This window comes from Suilimivivens sp. (assembly GCF_037359455.1).
In the GTDB taxonomy this organism is placed as follows: domain Bacteria; phylum Bacillota; class Clostridia; order Lachnospirales; family Lachnospiraceae; genus Suilimivivens; species Suilimivivens aceti.
This window is the reverse complement of the sequence record NZ_JAXXXI010000051.1, coordinates 35,023-56,882: the sequence shown is the minus strand read 5'-3', so window position 1 is coordinate 56,882 and position 21,860 is coordinate 35,023. Positions and strand designations below refer to the sequence as shown.

The window sequence follows — 21,860 nt, the reverse complement described above, 5'->3', positions numbered from 1 at the left end:
AGATAGAATAGATGTGAGTGTTTTGATTGCGGCATCTGACAGGATGTTCCGCAGTAAAAGACTGACATACCATCTAAAAATGAAAAAGTGAATAGTTACATCATGCAGACCAGTTTAGAAAACATCCGGCGAAATGCCAAAAGATAAAAATAAAAGAATCAACATGATCTTCCTGAATTCCCGGAAACGGGTAGGAATGAAACGAGTGTAACACAGATATACAGACAATGCAAGAAAAATCTGTTCCACTGACATTCCCTATGGGAATCTGTCAGAAAATATGATAAAATGAAAGAAAAACGGGAGGGATTTTATGCTGAAGGATGTACAGTTTCCGGAGAGACCGGAGGAAGAAGAACTTAAGATAAGGCTGAAGGCAGCCAGAGAGAAGCTGCAGGCACAGCAGCTCCGGCTAAAAGAACATAAGACACCCGTACTTGTTCTGGTGGAAGGCTGGGGAACGGCAGGAAAGGGCAGTCTGATCGGAGAACTGATCACAAACATTGATCCCCGTTTCTTCAAGGTAGCATCCATGACAGTTCCTACAGAGGAAGAAAAAAGAAAACCGTTTTTGTGCCGGTACTTTGAGAAGATACCGGAGGCTGGTAAATTTGCATTTCTGGATTCAGGCTGGATGGACGAGATTACAGAAGGCGTTCTGAACGGAGAGCTGAATGAAAAACAGTACCAGATGAAAATTGACAGTATCAGACGTTTTGAACGTCAGCTGACAGACAATGGTTATCTGGTTATGAAATTTTTCTGCCATATCAGCAAAAAGGAGCAGAAGAAACGCATAGAAGAGCTTTGCTCTGATATAGATACCAGCTGGAGGATCAGTGATAAAGATAAATGGCAGAACAAACATTATGAGAAATGTCTTTCTGTATTTGACCGCTATATGGAGGATACCAATTCGCCCTCAGACCCCTGGTATCTTCTGGACTGTAAATCAAAGAGGTGGGCAGAGCTGCAGGCACTTGAAACGCTGACACAGGGAATTGAAATTGCCATGCAGAATGCAAGGCTGGCAGTGCCGCTCCTGCAGAATACCTTTCCACTGAAGAAGCTGCCAAAGCTTTCAGAAATTCCTTTGAATAAGGAACTGACGGATGAAAAATATAAAGAAGAGCTGGATCGCCTGCAGGCACAGCTCAAGGAGCTTCATAACAGACTGTACCGTAAAAAGGTACCTGTAGTTATCGTATATGAGGGCTGGGATGCAGCCGGAAAAGGTGGTAATATTAAACGGATCACACAGGCACTGGATCCAAGAGGCTTTGAAGTACATCCTATTGCCAGTCCGGAGCCGCATGAAAAGGCCAGACATTATCTCTGGAGGTTCTGGACAAGGCTTCCAAAGACAGGACATATTGCCATATTTGACAGAAGCTGGTATGGAAGAGTGATGGTGGAGAGACTGGAAGGCTTCTGCAGCGAAAACGACTGGAAACGTGCCTATAATGAAATGAACGAGTTTGAAAAGGAGCTGCACGATTTTGGAACGGTTATCATTAAATTCTGGGTACAGATAGACAAGGATACCCAGCTTGCACGCTTTGAAGAGAGGCAGAATACACCGGGCAAGCAGTGGAAGATCACAGAGGAAGACTGGAGGAACCGTGAAAAATGGGATGCTTATGAGGTGGCAGTAAATGAGATGCTGCAAAAAACCAGCACTACCTATGCACCCTGGCATATTCTGGAGTCTGTGGACAAGAAGTATGCCAGGATCAAAGCACTTAAGATTGTTATTGAAGAATTGGAAAAAGTATTGAAATAAAGGAGCTTTCCTAATGAACGGTGGAACACAGAAAAAGGCTATTATCATCGGAGCCAGCGAGGAAGCACTGCATACCATAGAAAAGGCTCATGAAAATGGACTTTTTGTGACAGCACTGGACGGAAATCCGGCTGCCAGTGGATTAGCGGCGGCAGATAAGGCACTGGTTGTGGATATTTCAGACGAAAGGGCGACTATAGAAGCGGTAAGAAAAGAAGATCCGGACTTTGTACTGACGGTGCCGATCGGCAGATATCTGACTACTATTGGAATGGTAAATGATACGCTGCAGCTCCCTGGGATCAGCAGGGAAATGGCAGAGAAATGTACAGACAAATGGCTGTTTCATGAAACACTGGTGCAAAAAGGCCTGAGAAACTGCCATTGCTACCCTGCCAGCAAGATTAAAGAGAAGCGGGATACGGGAAGTGTGGCTTTCAGAGAGGAAATACCGGAAGATAAGTTGACATTCCCTGCTATTTTAAAGCCAAGATTTGGTTCCGGCAGCCGTGGGATACATATGCTTTTTTCAAAGGAAGATCTGGAGAGAGGACTTTCTGAAATTGGAGAAGAAGATTACATTCTGGAAGAATGTATAGCAGGGGAAGAGTATGGCATTGATGGTGCTGTGATCGGAGGAAAGTTCCATCTGATCCTGCTCCGAAAAAAGAAAAATACTCCGTTTCCTGCAAGACAGGCAGTTGCTTATTTTTCCATTCTGCCGGAGGATCCCTTTTACGGACAGGCAAGGGAATATATGGAAGCAGTGATTGAAGCCATGGAGCTTGATGAATGCCTTCTGCATGCCGATCTGATACAGGGAGAAAACGGACCCTTTGTCATCGAGCTTTCGGCACGGCCATCAGGACATAATCTTCACAATCTGTTCACCCCTCTCTGTACGGGGATCGATGAAGCAGAGGAATATATCCGGTATCGTATGGGAAGATCCTATTCCTTTGCCCCAAAAGAGACAAAGGCCATGATGATCCATTATTTTGATATGGAAGGAAAAGTGGACCGGATTCCTGACAGAACAGAAATGGAACAGATCCTGCAGCAGGAAGATGCGGATATTCTGCTGAAGGAATATGTCTGCCATATCCATAAGGGAGATGTGCTGCAGCCGGTATCTGATGGCCATTCTGTCATGGGACGTGGTTATTTTATCCTGGAAAACAGGGGTGGAGCTGTAAAGGAAAATATATGGAAAGAGACAGAAGGGGGAATGCAGGAGGAGAAATTCCTACGGGCTGCGGAAATTGTGAAAAGCGCATTCTTCTAAGGCTCTTGCGATACGGCAGGAGCCCTTGCCGTCGATAAGTCTGTGCATGCTTTGCTGTGCAGACTTTCTTTTTGCCATATTGCCGGACATATCTGTTACAAAATGACAGACAGCAGAAAGAACACCCGGAAGTCCGTATGCATTGCCTGTGCCTTTTGAATCCGGAGAAGGCACAATAGAACAGGATTCTGTGTCCATACGGAGATCCCCTGCATAGGGAACTGCTCCAACGTTTGCAAAGGCGAGGGAAGAGGGAAGCTGATTATCGGCAAAGGAGTAGCTGACAGCAGGTATGCCAACGGCACACAGCTCATAAAGTGTTGTTCCGGCAGCGGAAATGGCCAGATCACAGGAAGCCATCAGCGCAGCCATATCGGTAACATTTTCGTGAAGTTTCAGGAAGGGAAGCTCTTCTGCGAGTTCCTTTAGAAGCCTTTTATCCTCGTTCAGGCTGCCGATCAGAACATGAAGGTGGAAATCCGGCTCTGCTATCAGGGCAGAAAGTCTTTCCTGAAAACAGGAGAGCAGATTCAGGCAGAAGTGATAAGGATCACTGCCGCCGGTGGTGATCAGAATATCCTTTACCGAAGGCCGGACAGCTGGAACCTCCATCTGGAACTGTCTGCGCAGTGGTGTATAGGAAGCACCAAGCAGCGTCTGACCAGCTCTTTTGTAGGCAGCCTGATAGGAAGGAAGCATATCTTCCGGGATGATATCATAATTAATGACCAGATCTACAGGATAATCAAAGAGCTGCAGATCATCCAGGTAAGCTACGGGGCAGATGCCGGAAACAGCCTGAAGATAAGGCTCTGTTACAAAATAGGAATCGACAAAAAGTAAAGAAGGAGCCTCGGAAAGAAGGGAAAGAAGCTCCGGCAGTTCCTTTTCCATGTCATTGTACACAGCAGAAGAAAGGATCCTTACAGGAAAAGTGCCTGCAGGATCAAACTGCTTTAAAAGAGAAGCGCTGTCCTCATCGGAAGCCAGAAAACAGACAGGCAGAGAGAGAACCTGACATGCCTGTGCTATGGACAGACACCGCATCAGATGTCCGGTAGCAATCTGTGAATTTCCATCTGTTCGAAAATAGATCAGTCGATGAGATCCCATGCAAGAGGGGTTCCTTTCTTTAAAAAGTGCTTTGCTTTTCTGCCAAGGACTTCTTCATAGTACATCGTGTGAAGTCCGCAGCCCGGCCGGATCGAGCGGATATTTTCACTGGTCAGTGCTTCGCCTGCGGCAATATCCTTTACCACGAAGAGGGAACGGGATCCGCCATGCTCCAGCTTCTGGGTATCGGTAAGGACATATTCACTGCTTCCAAGAGCCTTTTCCAGAATACGGATCTCATCCACCATCTGTTTGAACTCGGCAGGCTCCATGGAAAAAGCACTGTCGGGACCGCCGTCACTTCTCTTTAAGGTCAGATGCTTTTCGACCATTTTGGCACCAAGGGGAACCGCTCCGGCAGAAACGATAGTGCCCATAGTGTGATCGGAAATGCCGGTCAGACAGTCATAGGTTTTCTGCAGGGTAGGAATTACCCGCAGATTTACTGCTTCATAGGGAGTCGGATAGGAGGAAACGCATTTTAGCAGGATCACATCCTCATTTCCTTCTTCCCTGCAGACAGAAAGTGCCCGCTCAATATCCTCCGGATAAGCAATGCCGGTAGCAAATATAATGGGCTTTTTCAACCGGGCGATCTTACGGATCATGGGAATGTCATTGATCTCGTAGGAAGCGATCTTATAGGCAGGAACGTGCATTTCTTCCAGAAAATCCACGGATGTCAGATCAAAGGGAGAAGAAAAGCATTCCATACCGAGGCGGTTTGCTTCCTCCATCAGCTTTGGCTGCCATTCCCAGGGGGTGTAGGCCTGCTGATAGAGTTTGTAAAGTGTCGTGCCGTCCCAGATGGTTCCTTCCTTGATCTGGAAGCAGTCATCATCACAGTCAAGAGTGATGGTATCTGCTGTATAGGTCTGCAGCTTGACCGCATCTGCACCGGCTTCCTTGGCGGCATGGACGATCTCAAGCGCCCGGTTATAATCCTGGTTGTGGTTGGCGGAAAGCTCGGCTACGATAAAAACCGGGGCATCTTCTCCAACCCTTCGTGTTCCAATCTGAAAGCTTTTATTCATAAAAAATCCTTTCCGGAATGATCTTTGTCAGCTGTAATAAAGTAAGTATTACCAGTGGTATTTCTGGAGATATTCATCATTTCCCCATGGCTCCCTTGCGGTAAAAATTTTCCCGTCTGTTTTTTCGATATAGACAGCCGGAAAATAGTGGATGAACAGTGGGGTCAGACAGATCGTATAGCCGCCGGCAGTATCATAAATGATCCGATCGCCCGGAAGAAGCGCCGGTGCATCTGTCAGCTCAAATAAACGGTCATATTCCATACAGGTAGAGCCGCAGACCCACTGCACAGGAAGCGCTTCCCGGCGGATCCGCTGCTTATATACGATATGGTGAGGATATACGTGCCGTGTTACCTGTGGATTTAAGTTTACCCGGCTGCCGTCCGTCACAAGATACGTGATGCCGCGGATCTGCTTCACATCCAGTATTTCTGTCTCAAAGGTGGTAGCACGGGAGATCAGGGATACACCGGGCTCCACGATCAGGGTTGTTTTTTCTCTGTCAAAGCAGGAAGAAAGCACCCGGCAGATTTCCTGCATGTACTGGGGATATCCGGGTCTGTCATCCCTTCCGCCAAAGTAGCCGCCGCCCATATCCACATAGGAAAGGGAAAGAGAAAACTCCTTTGCCAGTCTGCAGGCCATGGCAGCAAGCGCACCATATACCTCTACAGATCTTGATTTCGTGGAAGAATGAAGATGAAGCCCTGCGATCGTGACATTGGGGAGAACGTCAAGCCTTTTGATGGCATCAGCGAGAACTCCGTTTTCGTAGCAGTAGCCAAAGCGGCCGCCGTCTTCCTCTGCCAGCTCCTCCTGAGGACACATGACAGCAATGTCACAATTTACACGGAGGCCTACAGAAAACTGCCTGTCCGGATAAAGGGAAGAGATCTCTTTGATCCAGTCGAGCTCGTAGGTTGAGTCCATGTTGACAAGACCGCCGGCAAGCAGTACGGCTTCCCATGTCTTTTTATCCTTGATAGGACCATTGTAGATCATATGCTTTCCGGGAAAACCAAGACGTCTTACCAGATCATATTCCATTTCGGAAACAACTTCTGCATAGAAGCCCTTTTCCTTCAGATAATGCAAAAGCCAGGGAAGGGCATTGGTTTTTACGGAATAACTCATAATGGTATTACTGCCCCAGCTTTCGGAAAGGGCAGTCTGTAACAGATCAATATCATAAAGCAGATCGGCTTCTTTGATCCGATAAAAGGGGGTCTGCATATCAGTCAGTGTCATTTGAAAAAAGTCTCCTGTATTTGATTTCAGCGATCTCCCAGTCCTCCGGGGTGTCGATATCCTGTACTTCCATTTCGGAGAGGATAAGGGGGATCAGGTTTTCCACATCTGTGGTGCCGGCCTCCATAAAGGGCTTTGTCCGGCAGGCATAAAACTGACCGCAGTCATGATAAACCTTTGGAAGGTCCTGGCTTCTGGCTGTGGCATATTCCGGAAACTGCCGGACAAGGCAGCCGTTTTCTGCGATCAGAAGCCCCCGCTGGGGCGGATAGGAAAAGGGCACCACCGGCATGCAGGAATCCGCTTCGCTTAAGAGATCCATGGCAGATTTCAGCCGCCTTCCGGTAAGGAAGGGAGCTGTCGGATAAATGCAGCAGAAGCGGTCAAAGAAAAGACCGTTTTTTTCGTATTCTTTAAGCACCTCCATGATCACCTCATCAGTGGAAGCATAGTCACCGGACATTTCAGCAGAGCGGAAAAAGGGAACAGAAGCCCCCGCCTTCATGGCGATCCCGGCGATCTCCGGATCATCGGTAGAAACCATGACTTCATCAAAAGCCTCTGATGAGAGAGCTGCTTCGATAGAATAGCAGAGGATCGGTCTGCCGCAGAACTCTTTGATGTTTTTCCTTGGTATTCGTTTACTGCCGCCTCTTGCGGTGATAATTGCCAGTGATTTTCCCTGCATATGGATACGATCCTTCCTGAAAAGTGTATATATGCTGATTATACACCATATTCCGTTGCATTCAAACAAAAATCTATGGTATCATGAAACGTGGATCAGGAGGGAATAAAACATGAGATCACATCAGCGGATTTATGTCTGTCATACATTTTATCATGCCTATATCGCCTGCCTGAAGGAGCTGGACAGACCTGCAGAAGAGAGAGGGGAAGCAACCCTTCTTTTAAGCAGTATGTCCAATGACTTTGGTACGCTGCAGGAGAGGGCAGCAGAAAGCGGTCTGTTTGAACTGGTTCTTCCCTTTGATGAAAAGGAGGAGAGCTTTTTTAAAGAGCTTGCGCCGCTGCACAGGGACAGAGGAAATCTTATTCTAAACATGCTGCAGAGGATCCGCTTTACCAGAAAATTCGGAAAGCTGCTGGAGCCTTACATCCCGGTGGATTTCAAGGCTTATCAGGAGATTTATGTATTCTGTGATTCTGATCCCATAGGTTATTATCTGAGTACGCACAGAATTCCCTATCATGCCCTGGAGGATGGACTTGACTGCATCCGGTACTATGATACGGCACGGTATGATAACCGGGGACATTTTGAACTGAAGGCATGGATGGCAGCCCATAATCTGATCTTTATCCAGAACGGATATTCCAAATACTGCATCGATATGGAGGTCAATGATATTTCCGTGCTCCCTTATCCCTGCAAAAAGTATATCGAGAAGAACCGGAAGGAACTGACAGAGCATCTGACCGGGGAGCAGAAAAAAATCCTGACTTCGATCTTTATTGAAAACCGGGAAGCCCTCGTGAAGGATCTTTCTGCTGAAGGAAGGAAGCGGAAAAAGGTACTGGTGCTGACAGAGCCGCTCTGTGATCTTACTACCAGAGAGCAGATTTTTACGGATATTGTCAATACTTATAAATGGTTCGGAGAGGAAGAAGGCTGTGTGATCATGAAGCCGCATCCAAGGGATGTGCTTGATTATGCAAAGCTGTTTCCTGAAAATATCGTACTGGATGGAAAATTCCCAATGGAGATCCTGAACTTTGTGGACGGCCTTTACTTCGACAGGGTGGTTACGGTATTTACCGTGCCGGATGCAATCCTGTTTGCCGGGGAAAAGATCTTTCTTGGAGAGGATTTTATGGACAAATATGAGGCACCGGAGATCCACCGGCAGAACGAGCAGATCTGACAGTTTGCCTTACAGATACAGATATGGTACAATCGACATAAGAATGCGGAAATGGGCAGTGCAGATGGCACGCTCTGACAGAGGAGCAGTATGAAAAAGATTTTTCGGAAACTGATGGTATTACTGGATAAGAAGCAGAAGCACAAAATGGTGCTTCTTGTTTTTCTGATGCTGATCGGGGCAGTGCTGGAGACCCTGGGTGTTTCCATGATCCTGCCGGTCATGAGTGTTGTCATGGAAGAAAATGCCGTGCAGAAGCATGCCTATCTGCAGGTAATCTGTGATCTTTTCCATATTGCCTATGATGATACAAGGACGCTGATGATCCTTGTCATGGTGGGACTTATTGTTATTTTTGCGGTCAAGAATGTTTTTCTGTTCTTCCAGCAGAAGGTACAGCTCAAGTTTGTCTACACCAATCAGTTTGCAACCTCAAGACGTATGATGATCAATTTCATGGAGCGTCCTTACGAATATTATCTGAATGCTGACACATCTGTCATTCAGAGAAGCATTACTTCTGACGTCAATAATATGTACGGACTGATCCTTTCCCTGCTGCAGCTTGTCAGTGAGGGGATCGTGTTTGTCTGCCTGATCGCAGTCAGTCTCGTTTCTGATGTGATGATGAGTATTACGGTGGCGCTGCTTCTTGTTGTAGTCCTTGCCATTATCAAATGGGTATTGAAACCTATCATGCGTAAGGCGGGAGAAGAGAACCAGGACTACTACAGCGGACTGTATAAGTGGATCGACCAGTCCGTCATGGGAATCAAGGAGATCAAGATTGCCAATAAAGAGAATTATTTCATTAACGAATATGCGAAGTGCGGGGAGGGCTATGTCAATGCAGTACAGCGTTATAATCTGTACAATGCAACTCCAAGACTCCTGATCGAAACCGTAGCGCTGGCAGGCATGATCTTTTATATGATGATCCAGCTTCTTTCAGGTGTACAGGTTACCGCCATTCTGCCACAGCTTACGCTGCTCGCACTGGTGGCCATGCGTCTGATCCCCTGTGCCAATAGGATCAACAATCACCTCACCTCGATTTCCTATTTCGAACCGTTCTTTATGGGAGTTTCTGATAATCTGCAGGAAGAGATCCGGGATGAAAGTATTGATTATAACGCAGCCTCCTACCAGAAAAAGGTGGAGGTACAGAAGCTTGAGATCAGACATAATATCCAGCTGAAGGATATTGTGTATAAATATCCAAATACAGAGACACTGATCTTTGACAGGGCGAATATGGAGATCCCGATTGGAAAGAGTGTTGGTATCGTGGGAACCTCCGGTGCCGGCAAGACGACGATCGTGGATATCCTGCTTGGACTTCTGCAGATCCAGAACGGTGAGATCCTGGCAGATGGCGTGGAAGTGAGGAAGCATTACCAGTCCTTCCTGAAGGATATCGGTTATATTCCCCAGACTATTTTTATGATTGATTCTACGATCCGGAAGAATGTGGCCTTTGGTGTGGCAGATGAGGATATTGATGATGCCAAGGTGTGGCGTGCCCTGCAGGAAGCGCAGCTTGATGAGTTTGTAAGAGGGCTTCCGGATGGTCTTGATACCAGCATCGGTGAAAGGGGAATCCGTATTTCCGGAGGACAGCGCCAGAGAATCGGTATTGCAAGGGCTCTGTTCGAGGATCCGGAGGTACTGGTATTAGATGAGGCGACCTCCGCGCTTGACAATGAAACAGAAGCAGCGATCATGGAATCCATCAATATGCTTCATGGAAAGAAAACACTGATCATTATTGCCCACAGACTGCAGACCATTGAAAAATGCGATATGGTTTACAGGGTAGAAAAGGGACAGGTCACCATAGAGAGACGGTAGGAAAGGAAACGGCGTGGCAGAAAAGAAGCGGCTTGCAAACATTGAATATCTGCGTGTGATCGCTATGGCGATGGTGGTTGTCCTGCATTTTATGACAAAATCGGGAAGTCTGCCGGAAGCAGGAAATGAGGCAGCGGGTTATCTGACCGGCCAGAATATACTGGCACTGCTTCTGGAATCACTGTGCATCGTAGCGGTGGATGTTTATGTGCTGATCAGCGGCTATCTTGGGGCAGATAGAGAGCCAAGGCCTCAGAAAGCAGCTGCCTTTCTGCTTCGGATCTGGTTTTACAGCCTGCTGATCCCGCTGGTGCTTACTGTTTTTTCGGTACCGACAAAGGCAGGCGAACAGGGGATTTATGGACTGGTACAGTATTTTCTTCCCATTGAATCCGAGACTTACTGGTTTGCCACCTGTTATCTTTTTCTGCTTCTTCTGATGCCGCTCTGCAATCTGGCAGTGAAGCATATGGAAAAGAAGACCTTTGAGACGATCATGCTCTTCTTTTTTATCATCAGCAGTCTGATCAAGAGCATCTGTCCGGTACGGCTTCCGGCAGACCGTTTTGGCTATGATGCCCTGTGGTTTGTGTTTGTGTATCTGCTTGGTGTTTACCTTCGGAAATATGGCACGGCTGCATGGGAGAAAAGAGGCGGTCTGCTTTACAGGGGAAGTGTACTGCTGATCTTTTTTATGGAGTTTGTGCTTCAGCTGTTTTCCGCCAGAACAGGGGCGCTTACCTATTATGCGTCTGTTCCGTTTCATTATAATTTTGTATTTTGTCTGACAGGCGCAGTGGGCCTGTTTTACGTGTTTTTAAGGAAACCTGTGGCAGAAGGGAAAAAAGCGGATGTGATCCGTTTCCTTGGCAGGTACAGCTTTGGAGTATATCTTTTCCATGAACATCCGGATATCCGGGACAGATGGTATCCGCTGATCGACAGGGTGATGGATCCTTACGGGAAAAACAGCCTTATCCTGTGGCTTTTAAAGCTTATTGTCAGTGTACTTCTGATCTATGGAATTGGTATTTTCCTGGATTTTGCGAGAGATAAGATTTTTATATTTGCAGGAAGCTGCATAAGAAATATAAGGGAAAAGAAGGGAGCAGCCAGATGACAGACCGCAGTGAAAACATATACAGCCAGAGAAATAAAGCATTGGAAATTCTGTTTGCCGTGCTGCTTTTGCTCCTGCCTCTGCTTAAGATCAATCAGGGCGTGGATCTTACGGATACCCCGTACAGTCTTGGCAATTACCGCTTTTTTGAAGGAGCAGATGGTGTGTGGGTGCTGGCAACCTTCCTTTCCAACGTGACAGGTTATCTGTTTACCAGACTTCCCTTCGGGGGAACGATGATCGGCATGAAGCTTTATTCTTCCCTGCTGATCAGCTTCATGGCACTGTTTTCCTTCCGTTTCTTCAAGACGAAGATGCCCATGTGGGTCGCATTCCTCGGGGAAGTGGCGGCGATCGGCTTCTGCTGGTGTCCCTCTGTGATCCTGTATAATTATATGACGTATCTTTTCTTTCTGATCTGCGGCGTACTGCTGTTCCGTGGACTTGCAGGCAACAGGCCGATATGCCTGTTCCTTTCGGGGATCAGTCTTGGACTTAATGTATCTGTTCGGGTGCCCAATATCCTGGAAGCGGCACTGATCCTCTGTGTCTGGTATTACGGGGCGAGAAAGAAAAAGAGCTTTGAACAGATAGCAAAAGAAACCGGGTTCTGTATCGGCGGCTTTCTGGCTGCACAGGCAGTGATGTTCCTGATCATCAGCCTGCTGTATGGATTTGGCGCTTATGGAGAAATGATCGGCGGACTGTTTGGCATGTCAGTGAGTGCATCAGATTATACGTTTTCCGAAATGCTGCTGTCGATCCTGTCAGCCTATGGAAGAGGCATCCGCTGGATGGTTTACCCGGCACTCTGTATTTTGCCCGGGATCCCGTTCCTGATTCTGTGGAAGGATAAAGGACAGACACTCCGGAAGATCATTTACTGCGCCTGTATCGTGTTCCTGTTCTTTGTGCTGTATAAATGGGGGATGTTCAATTTCCGGTATTACCAGAAGGAATCCGGACTGCAGTGGGGTGTTGTATTCCTGCTGATTTCCCTTGGGGTGACGGTCTGGATGCTGTTTACCCGTATGATCGATGATGAATGGATGCTGATCAGCAGCATTGCACTTATGGTAATCCTGATCACACCGCTTGGAAGCAATAATTATGTATGGCCGGCATTAAATAATCTTTTCTTTGTGGCTCCGGTAACCTTCTGGATGGTATACCGGTTTGTAAGATGGGGAAGATCGGCTGTGGACAGCACGGGACGGGTTCCCTTTTTCCCGGCAAAGGCGATGCTGGCAGCTCTTGTACTGATGTTCTTTGTACAGAGCATCGGTCTGCTTTTTGGATATGTGTTCCTGGATGGAGAAGATGGTACCAGAAGGACGGCGAAGGTAGAGAACAGCCCGGTTCTTGCAGGTATGTATACCAGTCAGGCAAACGCAGAGAGCCTTGAAAGCTTATTTGCTTATCTGCAGTCCCATGAAGAACTGGATGGAAAGGAGCTGATTCTTTATGGGAATATTCCCGGGCTTTCCTATTATCTGGACAGACCCTGTGCCATCCGGACAAGCTGGCCGGATCTTGACACCAGCAGCTATGAGGATCTGAAGTCAGATCTGAATGCACTCAGCACGAAGATCGCTCTTACCGATATAGACAAGCCTACACCGCTGGTCATATTGGCTGCAGATGCACAGGAGGGAGATAAGCTTTCTGCTATCCGGGATTTTATGGAAGAATACAGCTATCAGCTTGCGTTTCAGAATGAACGCTTTCTGGTTTATTGGTAAAAAGATGACATACAGCAAACAAGGAGGAGAAGGATGATCCGGTTTAATGTGCCGCCCTATACAGGGAAGGAAATAGAAAATGTAAAAAAAGCAGTGGAAAGCATGCACATCTGCGGAGATGGCGAGTTTACCAAAAAGTGTAATACCTTTCTGGAGGAGACAACAGGCACGAAAAAGTGTCTTCTGACCACCTCCTGCACTCATGCACTGGAGATGGCAGCCCTGCTCTGCGATATCAAGGAAGGGGACGAGGTGATCATGCCGTCCTATACCTTTGTGTCTACCGCAGATGCCTTTGTTCTTCGCGGAGCGAAGATCGTATTTGTGGATATCCGTCCGGATACCATGAATATTGATGAGACTCTGATCGAGGATGCAATCACGGAAAAGACAAAGGTCATTGCACCGGTACATTATGCCGGAGTCGGCTGTGAAATGGATACCATTATGGACATCGCAGACAGACATCATCTGATGGTAGTGGAGGATGATGCACAGGGGATCATGAGTACCTATAAGGGAAAGCCCCTCGGAACCTTTGGTGAGTTTGGGGCACTGAGCTTCCATGAGACCAAGAATTACAGCATGGGAGAGGGTGGAGCCCTTCTGATCCGTGATGAAGCATACATTGAAAAGGCGGAGATCCTGCGGGAAAAGGGAACAGACAGAAGCAAGTTTTTCCGCGGTCAGGTAGATAAATACAGATGGCAGAGCTTTGGCTCCTCCTATCTGCCAAGCGATATGAACGCCGCTTATCTTTATACCCAGTTTGAAATGGCACAGGAGATCAATCAGGTGCGTCTTGACAGGTGGAACCAGTATTACCGTCTGCTGACTCCCCTTGCAGAGGCCGGAAGGATCGAGCTGCCCTTTGTACCGGAGCACTGTATCCACAATGGCCACATGTTTTATATTAAGACAAAGGATCTGGAAGAAAGGTCAGCCCTTATTGACTTTATGAAGAAAAATGATGTGCTTACTGTATTTCATTATATTCCGCTTCATTCCGCACCGGCCGGACAGAAATTCGGGCGGTTCCATGGAGAGGACAGATATACGACAAAAGAGAGCGAAAGACTGCTCAGACTGCCCATGTTCTATCAGCTGAAGGAAGCAGAGGTAGATTATATCGCGGGAAAAGTAAAAGAATTCTATGGCATGTAAAAGCTTTTTGAAAAAGAAGGAAAACTGTATACTGACACTGCTCTTTCTGGGGATCCTGCTGCTTGTAAGTGCCATCCGTTATGATTATTATTTTGATCTGAATGATGATGTGCTGATGAAGGACATTCTGGCAGGCGTTTATACAGGAGATCCTGAGGGACATAATATCCAGATGCTCTGGCTGATCAGCGCACTGATCAGTGTGTTTTACCGTGTGGTACGGGTACTCCCCTGGTATGGGATGTTTCTATGCTTCTGTCATTTCCTGAGTATCGGACTGATCGTGCACAGAAGCCTTCTTCTGACAGAGCAGCTGGAAGCCTTTGGAAAAAAGATCCGGCTTCTGAAAGGATTTCTGTTTCTGACAGAGCTTTTCTTTGCCCTTTCGTTCCTGATGCCGCATCTGGTATGCGCCCAGTACACCGTTACCTGCAGTATGCTGGCGGCAGCAGCAGCCTTTCTGTTCCTGACAACAGATATTACCCTGCCGGCAGGAGCCTTTATCAGGAGGAACATCGGAACAGTACTGCTTGTATTCCTGGCCTATCTGATCCGGTCAGAGATGCTTCTGCTCCTCTTGCCGCTGATCTGTGCAGCAGGAGTAATCAAGTGGTCCATGGAGAAGAAAATCTTCACCGGGGAGCATATGATCAAATATCTGTCTGTGATCGGACTGATCCTGCTTTCTGTCGGGATCGGACAGGGCACCCATAAAATTGCCTATGGCAGCAGTGAATGGCAGAAGTTTAATGAGTTTTTTGATAACAGGACAGAGCTTTATGATTTCCAGATCCTGCCGGAATATGAGGCAAATAAGGAATTTTATGAGTCCATAGGACTGACGGAAATGGAACGGGAGCTGCTTGCCAATTATAATTTCGGGCTGGATGAGGAAATTGACGAAGACCTTGTCCTGAAGGTGGCAGATTATGCAGCATCCATACGGCAGGCGGAGCGTCCCTTCCTACAGAACCTTCTGGACAGCCTGAAAAGTGATTACCGCAGGATGTGCTATGGACCATCCCATAATGAAAGTGACTATCCCTGGAATTATATGGTGATACTCGCCTATGTGGCAGTGCTTGTACTGTCTCTGATGGACGGGGAGAAAAAGATGCCGGCACGGACCAGCTCTGCAGCCCTCCGGCTCGGATTTCTCTTTGCTGTGCGGATGACCCTCTGGCTCTGGCTGATCATGCGTGACCGTGTACCGGTGCGGATCAGTCATTCCATGTACTTTATGGAGCTGTGCATTCTGTCTGCCCTTGGACTGATCCTGTGGATAAAGATGGCTGCAGATGACAGAAGCCGGAAAACGGGCAGTGTGACAGGCATGATCTGTCTGGCAGCAGTGCTTCTTTACAGCGTGATGGCACTTCCTTTTACCATAAGGAGCCTGGATCTTGATACACAGGCCAAGGCAGAGAGAAATCTCCCTTATCAGGAGTTATATCAGTATTTGCGGCAGCAATCAGATGATTTCTATTTTATAGATGTATATTCCTCTGTGGGATATACGGAAAAAATGTTTGTGGATGTAGATAATTCCCTTGCCAACTATGATATTATGGGCGGCTGGGCCTGCAAGAGCCCGCTTCAGAGAAAGAAGCTGGCGGCCTTTGGGATCAGCAATATGGAAGAGGCGCTGCTGACACAGGATAATGTATATTATGTGCAGGAAAAGGGCGCTGATACCAAGTGGCTGATCCGGTATTACAGGGATCATGGAAGGGAAATTACGCTGATACGGGAAAAGGCTCTTGCGGGTTTTGAGATCTACAGCCTGCAGGAAACGGCAGAAGGAAAGGCAGTATCATGACAGCGTGGATCAGAGGAAAAAAGATCCTGCTTCGTCCGATGACAGAGAAAGATACAGAAAATATCGTCAGATGGCGGAATGAAGCATTTGTAAGGGAAAATTTCATTTATCAGAAGCCTTTTACAGCAGAGGGGCATAAGCACTGGGCAGAGACTATGGTAAACACCGGCAGGGCCGTGCAGTTTATCATCTGTACCCAGGAAGAAAAGCCGGTTGGCAGTGTGTATCTCCGGGATATTGACAGAACCCACAATAAGGCAGAGTATGGCATTTTTATCGGAGAAGAGGAAGCCCTGTCAAAGGGATATGGTTCAGAGGCAGCGGAGCTGATGATCCGTTACGCATTTGAGGAGCTTCAGCTTCACAAGCTGTATCTGCGGGTGCTGGCAGGGAATGAACGGGCTAAGAAAAGCTATGAGCATGCCGGCTTTGTACAGGAAGGATATTTCAGGGATGACGTCCTTCTTCCGGGAGGATATCAGGATGTGATCTTTATGGGCATCCTGAATGAGATAAAATCTGAATGAAGAAAGGCATAGGGCATGAAAAAAATCAGTTTTGTGATTCCCTGCTACCGTTCGTCGAAAACGCTGCCGGGAGTTGTGGCAGAGATCGAGGAGACGATGCAGAAGCTTCTGGACTACAGACATGAGATCGTACTGATCAATGACTGTTCCCCGGACGATACCTTTGAAACGATCAGACAGCTATGCAGGGAAAATAAGAGAATTACCGGGATCAGCCTGGCAAAGAATTTTGGGCAGCATGCGGCTCTGATGGCAGGGTTCCACCATGTCAGCGGGGATATCGTGATCTGTCTGGATGATGACGGACAGACACCGGCCTGTGAGGCTGACAGGCTGATCCGTGCGATCGAGGATGGTGCAGATGTAGCCTATGCCAGATACGCACATAAGCATCACTCCGGATTCCGGAATTTTGGCAGCAGGGTTAATGAGCTTATGACGAGAGTCATGCTGGGAAAGCCAAAGGATCTGTATGTATCCAGCTACTTCGCAGCAAGGAGGTTTGTTGTGGAGGAAATGCTGCATTATGAAAATTCCTATCCGTATGTGATCGGACTTGTGCTCCGCACAACAAAAAATATCGTAAATGTGGATGTGAACCACAGAGACAGGCAGGCAGGAGAATCCGGTTATACGATGAAAAAGCTGATGGCACTCTGGTTTAACGGCTTTACGGCATTTAGTGTAAAGCCTCTCAGGATCGCCACGGCAGCCGGAGTAGTCTGTGCAGTCTGCGGATTCCTGTATGGTATCTACACGATCATCAAGAAGATATTTATCCAGCCCCCGGGACTGGTGACCGGCTTCAGTGCACTGATGTCGGTGATCGTATTTATGGGCGGTATGCTCATGTTGATGCTCGGGCTTGTTGGCGAATATATGGGACGGGTCTATATTTCCATGAACAGCTCCCCACAGTTTGTGATCCGTGAGGTCGTAGGAAAAGAAGCCTGGGAACAGGCGGATCTAACAAAGGAAGACACAGAGGAATGAATGTGGATCTGAAAAAGAAAATAATTCCAGCTATACCGGGATTTGTGTATGCGGTCTGTCTTGTCTTTGGACACAGCCTTGAAAAAGAAGGCAGCATAGCCTACAGGGATGGCAGGCTATGGATTACGATCCTGATCCTTGGTATTCTGCTTTCGGCGGCTCTGACAGTAATTATGAACCAGCTTCAGAAGAGATTGCTGCCAAAAGGTCTAGAGCATGAGACAGGACAGCAGATCAGACAGGATCCGGCAGGCCGCATGACATTTTTATATGCAGGCATAATTTTCCTCTGCTATCTGATCGTATTCCTTGGTGTATACCCGGGATTTTTCGTATATGATGCACAGGATGAACTGATGCAGGTCATTACCCGCAGCTTCTCCACCCATCATCCGCTGTTTCACGTACTTCTGATGGGAGGTACAGTACAGCTCATCCATAAGCTGACAGGCTCATATAATGCAGGAATTGCCTGCTACACACTGCTGCAGATGGCAGCGCTGTCCCTGATCTTCGGATACGGGATCCGGAAGCTTAAGGAAGAAGGCATGGGAAGAAGGGGAGGTATTCTCTTACTGGCTTATTTTGGAGGGTTTCCTACGATCGTCATGTTTTCCCTCTGCTCGGCCAAGGATGGATTATTTACCGGCATGGTGCTTTTGATGGTATTGATGCTGTGTGCATTCTTCCGGGATCCGGCAGGCTTTTTTCAGAAGAAGGGGCACTGCGCATGCCTGTTTCTTTCCAGCTGCCTGATGATGCTCCTTAGGAACAACGGCTTTTATGCCTTTTTTGTATTCGTGGTGCTCCTGGCTCTGCTTTTTCTCAAGGCAGAATGGAAGCCCTACAGAAAGAAAATGCTGCTGTTATGTGCAGGCGCCATGCTTGCATTCCTTGTGGTCAACAAAGGCTTTGCCCTTGTACTGCATGCTGATGACAGTGAAAATCAGGAGATCCTGACAGTTCCGATCCAGCAGCTTGCCAGGGTGTACAGTATGGAAGGTGACACCCTGACAGAGCAGCAGAAGGAGACGCTGTTTGAGATCCTGCCGGAGGAGGCATTGAAGCGCTACAATCCCAAGGTTTCTGATCCGGTCAAGGTGGACTTTGATAATGAAGCTTATGAAGCTGATAAGGGAAAGTACAGAAGGCTCTGGTCTGATCTTTTCAGGGAGCATCCCTTCGGGTATCTCAATGCCTGGTTTATGACCTCCTATGGATTCTGGTATCCCGGGGCAGTCATTGATGTGTATAAAGGAAATACCGTGTTTACGTTTACTTATGAAGGAAGCTCCTATTTTGGCTATGAGGTAGAGGAGCCGGGAGAGAGAAAGAGCCTGATCCCGCTGGTCGACAGGGCTTACCGTTTCCTTTCCCTTGATGAAAGGGCACAGGAGATTCCGCTTTTATCGCTGGTTCTGTCACCGGGAGCAATGTTTTTTCTGTGGACCTTTGTCCTTTGCTTTTTCTGGTATACAGGACAGGACAGGAAGCTGTGGCCATTCCTGTTTCCGGGACTGCTTTTCCTGACTGTACTGCTTGGTCCGACCTACCTTGTCAGGTATGTGGTCTTTCTGTGGGTGCTTCTGCCGGTGCTTTTGTGGGAGCTGTGCAGAAAATCAGAAAGAAAAGCAGCAGAAAAATGAGAAAAGGACGATGCCGGAATTTCCGGCAGGTTTGATAAATGGGGGTATCTGTGTTATACTACCCATGATTTTAAGGCAGCCTCCGGCTGCAGATAAGAGGACAGATGAACAAGACAATATATCAGAGCAGAGCTATACAGGCAGTGATCGTGATCATCGCAGCGATTCTGCTGCTCTCCATATGGCCGCTCCGCATTTTTAAAGAAACCGTTACAACCTCCGTAGGATCCCCTGCAGAAGAGATGCAGGCATATACAGTGAATGAGGAGAGCATGGTCATGCAGACCATTGCCGCCCAGTATGACCATATGAACACCCTGCACCTTTATCTGGGAGCAGATGCACAGGGCAGTGATTTCTATGTCAGGATCCTTGACAAGGACTGGCAGCAGGTCTGCGAGGAAAAGGTGGATATTGACGAGGCTGCACTTCCCGGCTATCAGGAGGTGGAGATCGATGTAGATATGGAAGTCAATGCACTTTACTATATCATTGTACAGGGAGACCAGTCAGAGATTCAGGTCATGTCGGTTCCGGCAGCCATGACAGATATGCCGTTCCTTGGGGAGCTGTATTATCAGGATGCATCCATGGATGGCATGAGCCTTGTGGCAGATTATGACTATGGCATGCCGCTCCGCAAGATGGGTATGCTGGTCTGCGGCGCAGCGATCATTATAGTGGCAGCACTTCTTCTGCTTCTGGTAAAGGGAATCTACCGGAACCGGGAAGATAAGCTGATCACTGTGGAAAAGGCCTTTAAGACGGTGATGAACCCTTTGGTCGCAGCAGGAACCCTTGCAGCATTAATTGTAACGTTCCGGGGTACCTTTAGTCACTATGCACTGGATAATACAGTATTTGTGATCAGTATTCTTTTCCTTTCAGTGATCCTGTTCTATGGGATCAACCACAGCAGAGAGGGACAGAACCCTGTGATCACGGCAGATTATCTGAAGAGTCATGCAGGAGATCTGCTCCAGTCCATCTGTATTGCAGGGGCACTGGCAGCCTGCTGTGAATATATGAGCGGTCTTTATGATATCCACCATGCTGTGGCAGAGCGGAAGGAAATGATCTGGTTTGCTCTTTCTGTGATCGCCATGTTCAGGCTGAAGGATATTTTCCGGGTATATAACCTGATCTATCTGGTGGCAGCAGGGATTGCAGGTCGTTCCTACTATCAGGCACATCTGACAGAGGACATGGATGACCTGAACAGACAGGTACTGAAATATACGGTATGGATCGCCATTCTGCTTGGCTTTATCGTGATCCGGACGGTGATCGCACTCTGCCAGAAGAAGCTGGCAAAGCCAAATGTATGGTACAGTGCCCTGCTTCTTGTTTTCTTTGCCCTGATCATTATTTTCAGGAACGGCAGATGGTGGACAGTTGTCATGGCGGCAGCCTTTACGCTGCTGTATCTGAATTATGGGATGTGGGAGCATAAGGAACGCTTCCTGACCAATGTACTGCGTGGCGCTGTCCTGCAGTTTGTACTGGCGACAGGCTACTGCCTGCTCCACAGACCCTATGTGACCTTCCGGAATGCGAGATATACCCATATTTTCCATACGGTCACCATCACGGCGACATATCTGACCATGATCGAGTGCGTGGCAGCAGTACTGCTTCTTACCAAGCTGACCAAAACGAGAAAGCTGAGAGATATCTGGAAGGAGCTTAGCTTCTTCGGGGTAGTTTCTTCCTATATGATATTTACTATGGCAAGGACTGCCTACTTTGCAGTGGGAGCCACGGTGCTCTTTGCCCTGATCCTGATTGCAGCAGGAAAGGGAAAAGCAAGACTTCTCAATATAGGAAAGAACCTTGGACTGTTAGTCCTTTCCGTGATCGTTCTTCTGCCTGTGACCTTTACCCTGCAGAGGAATATCCCGGCGCTTGTCAGTGAACCCTATCTGTATGAGATCGAGTATTCCATGTATTGTCCGGAGGATGTGATGAGAGGACGTCATGCGGATTCCAAGAATTTCATGAGAGTGGGCCGTTTTATTGATGTTTTCTGCGAAAAGATCTTCGGTATTCCGGAGGGAACCTTTGACATATACGGGGAGATCAAAGAATATCAGAGAACCCATCAGAAGCAGGTGGCATCGCTTAATTATGTGCCGTCTGTAGATGATCTTTACCCGGCAAAGGGCAGTGAGCTTCTGCTTGCCAGTGCAGGCGAGCTGGATGAAAATGGAAATCCGGTGGATATTCCGGAGGATAATGATTATACCAACGGCAGAGTTGACATCTACCGTTCCTATATAGAGCAGCTCAATATGACAGGACATGAGGAAATGGGAGCCGTGCTTGAGGATGGCGAGATCGCGACCCATGCCCATGATATTTATCTGCAGGTAGCCTATGATCATGGTATCCCTGTGGGTATCGTGTTTGTCCTGGTCGGGGCAGCAACCCTTGTGGCTTCCCTGATTTACTATGGAAAGCAGAAGAAAACGATCACCTATGCAGCGCTGCCTGCAGTGATCACAGTGGCAGTAGCAGTAGCGGGTATTGTGGAGTGGATCTATCATCTGTCCAATCCCTGTGGATATCTGCTGATGCTGGTCATCACGCCCCTTTTCTTCATGGAAAAGCAGGCTGCCAAATAACCGGAAGTGAAGGTTTATCGTG

16 protein-coding genes are annotated in these 21,860 nt (G+C 47.7%); 12 read left to right on the top strand and 4 right to left on the bottom strand.

The window, feature by feature from the left end:
- Positions 1 to 313 precede the first annotated feature (313 nt).
- Together pap and WJQ40_RS10855 are read left to right on the top strand one after the other, a co-directional pair.
- A complete protein-coding gene (gene pap / locus WJQ40_RS10860; RefSeq protein ID WP_262572582.1) occupies positions 314 to 1,783 on the top strand; it encodes a polyphosphate:AMP phosphotransferase in 1,470 nt (489 codons plus the stop codon).
- A gap of 13 nt (positions 1,784 to 1,796) precedes the next feature.
- Positions 1,797 to 3,068, top strand: coding sequence for an ATP-grasp domain-containing protein (locus WJQ40_RS10855; protein WP_337540142.1), 1,272 nt, complete (start codon positions 1,797 to 1,799; stop codon positions 3,066 to 3,068).
- Here WJQ40_RS10855 and pseG read toward each other — a convergent pair.
- The 4 genes from pseG to pseF are packed head-to-tail and all read right to left on the bottom strand — an operon-like array spanning position 3,030 to position 7,154.
- A complete protein-coding gene (pseG, locus tag WJQ40_RS10850) occupies positions 3,030 to 4,181 on the bottom strand; it encodes a UDP-2,4-diacetamido-2,4,6-trideoxy-beta-L-altropyranose hydrolase (RefSeq protein ID WP_337540139.1) in 1,152 nt (383 codons plus the stop codon). The two genes, WJQ40_RS10855 and pseG, sit on opposite strands and share 39 nt — an antisense overlap.
- A complete protein-coding gene (gene pseI, locus WJQ40_RS10845) occupies positions 4,163 to 5,215 on the bottom strand; it encodes a pseudaminic acid synthase (protein WP_337405468.1) in 1,053 nt (350 codons plus the stop codon). The genes pseG and pseI overlap by 19 nt, the downstream gene beginning before the upstream one ends.
- A gap of 48 nt (positions 5,216 to 5,263) precedes the next feature.
- Positions 5,264 to 6,466: a hypothetical protein gene (locus tag WJQ40_RS10840; RefSeq protein WP_337540135.1), complete on the bottom strand. Its 1,203-nt coding sequence runs from the start codon at positions 6,464 to 6,466 to the stop codon at positions 5,264 to 5,266.
- Positions 6,453 to 7,154: a pseudaminic acid cytidylyltransferase gene (gene pseF, locus WJQ40_RS10835; RefSeq protein WP_118797284.1), complete on the bottom strand. Its 702-nt coding sequence runs from the start codon at positions 7,152 to 7,154 to the stop codon at positions 6,453 to 6,455. The genes WJQ40_RS10840 and pseF overlap by 14 nt, the downstream gene beginning before the upstream one ends.
- 112 nt (positions 7,155 to 7,266) lie before the next feature.
- Here pseF and WJQ40_RS10830 point away from each other — a divergent pair, with 112 nt between their 5' ends.
- The 10 genes from WJQ40_RS10830 to WJQ40_RS10785 all read left to right on the top strand — a co-directional run bounded on the left by WJQ40_RS10830 (position 7,267) and on the right by WJQ40_RS10785 (position 21,838).
- Positions 7,267 to 8,352 carry a glycosyltransferase family 52 gene (locus WJQ40_RS10830; RefSeq protein ID WP_337540130.1) on the top strand — a complete coding sequence of 362 codons (1,086 nt, stop codon included), beginning with the start codon at positions 7,267 to 7,269 and terminating at the stop codon, positions 8,350 to 8,352.
- A gap of 90 nt (positions 8,353 to 8,442) precedes the next feature.
- Positions 8,443 to 10,203, top strand: a complete 1,761-nt coding sequence (locus WJQ40_RS10825; RefSeq protein ID WP_337540128.1) for an ABC transporter ATP-binding protein — start codon at positions 8,443 to 8,445, stop codon at positions 10,201 to 10,203.
- A 13-nt stretch (positions 10,204 to 10,216) separates the two neighbouring features.
- The gene (locus WJQ40_RS10820) at positions 10,217 to 11,323 is read left to right on the top strand and encodes an acyltransferase (RefSeq protein ID WP_337540125.1); all 1,107 of its coding nucleotides are present in this window, start codon (positions 10,217 to 10,219) and stop codon (positions 11,321 to 11,323) included.
- Positions 11,320 to 13,065, top strand: a complete 1,746-nt coding sequence (locus WJQ40_RS10815; RefSeq protein ID WP_337540122.1) for a hypothetical protein — start codon at positions 11,320 to 11,322, stop codon at positions 13,063 to 13,065. The genes WJQ40_RS10820 and WJQ40_RS10815 overlap by 4 nt, the downstream gene beginning before the upstream one ends.
- Before the next feature lie 33 nt (positions 13,066 to 13,098).
- Positions 13,099 to 14,229, top strand: a complete 1,131-nt coding sequence (gene rffA / locus WJQ40_RS10810) for a dTDP-4-amino-4,6-dideoxygalactose transaminase (protein ID WP_337540119.1) — start codon at positions 13,099 to 13,101, stop codon at positions 14,227 to 14,229.
- Entirely contained in the window at positions 14,219 to 16,048 is a 1,830-nt protein-coding gene (locus WJQ40_RS10805) for a hypothetical protein (RefSeq protein ID WP_337540116.1), read from the top strand. The genes rffA and WJQ40_RS10805 overlap by 11 nt, the downstream gene beginning before the upstream one ends.
- Complete coding sequence (pseH, locus tag WJQ40_RS10800) at positions 16,045 to 16,575, top strand: UDP-4-amino-4,6-dideoxy-N-acetyl-beta-L-altrosamine N-acetyltransferase (RefSeq protein WP_337540114.1); 531 nt, start codon at positions 16,045 to 16,047, stop codon at positions 16,573 to 16,575. The genes WJQ40_RS10805 and pseH overlap by 4 nt, the downstream gene beginning before the upstream one ends.
- 15 nt (positions 16,576 to 16,590) lie before the next feature.
- On the top strand, positions 16,591 to 17,568 hold the full coding sequence (locus WJQ40_RS10795) for a glycosyltransferase family 2 protein (RefSeq protein WP_337540110.1): 978 nt from the start codon (positions 16,591 to 16,593) through the stop codon (positions 17,566 to 17,568).
- Positions 17,565 to 19,214, top strand: coding sequence for a DUF6020 family protein (locus WJQ40_RS10790; RefSeq protein WP_337540107.1), 1,650 nt, complete (start codon positions 17,565 to 17,567; stop codon positions 19,212 to 19,214). Before WJQ40_RS10795 ends, WJQ40_RS10790 begins: the two co-directional genes overlap by 4 nt.
- 104 nt (positions 19,215 to 19,318) lie before the next feature.
- Positions 19,319 to 21,838, top strand: coding sequence for a hypothetical protein (locus WJQ40_RS10785; protein ID WP_337540106.1), 2,520 nt, complete (start codon positions 19,319 to 19,321; stop codon positions 21,836 to 21,838).
- Positions 21,839 to 21,860: the final 22 nt, after the last annotated feature.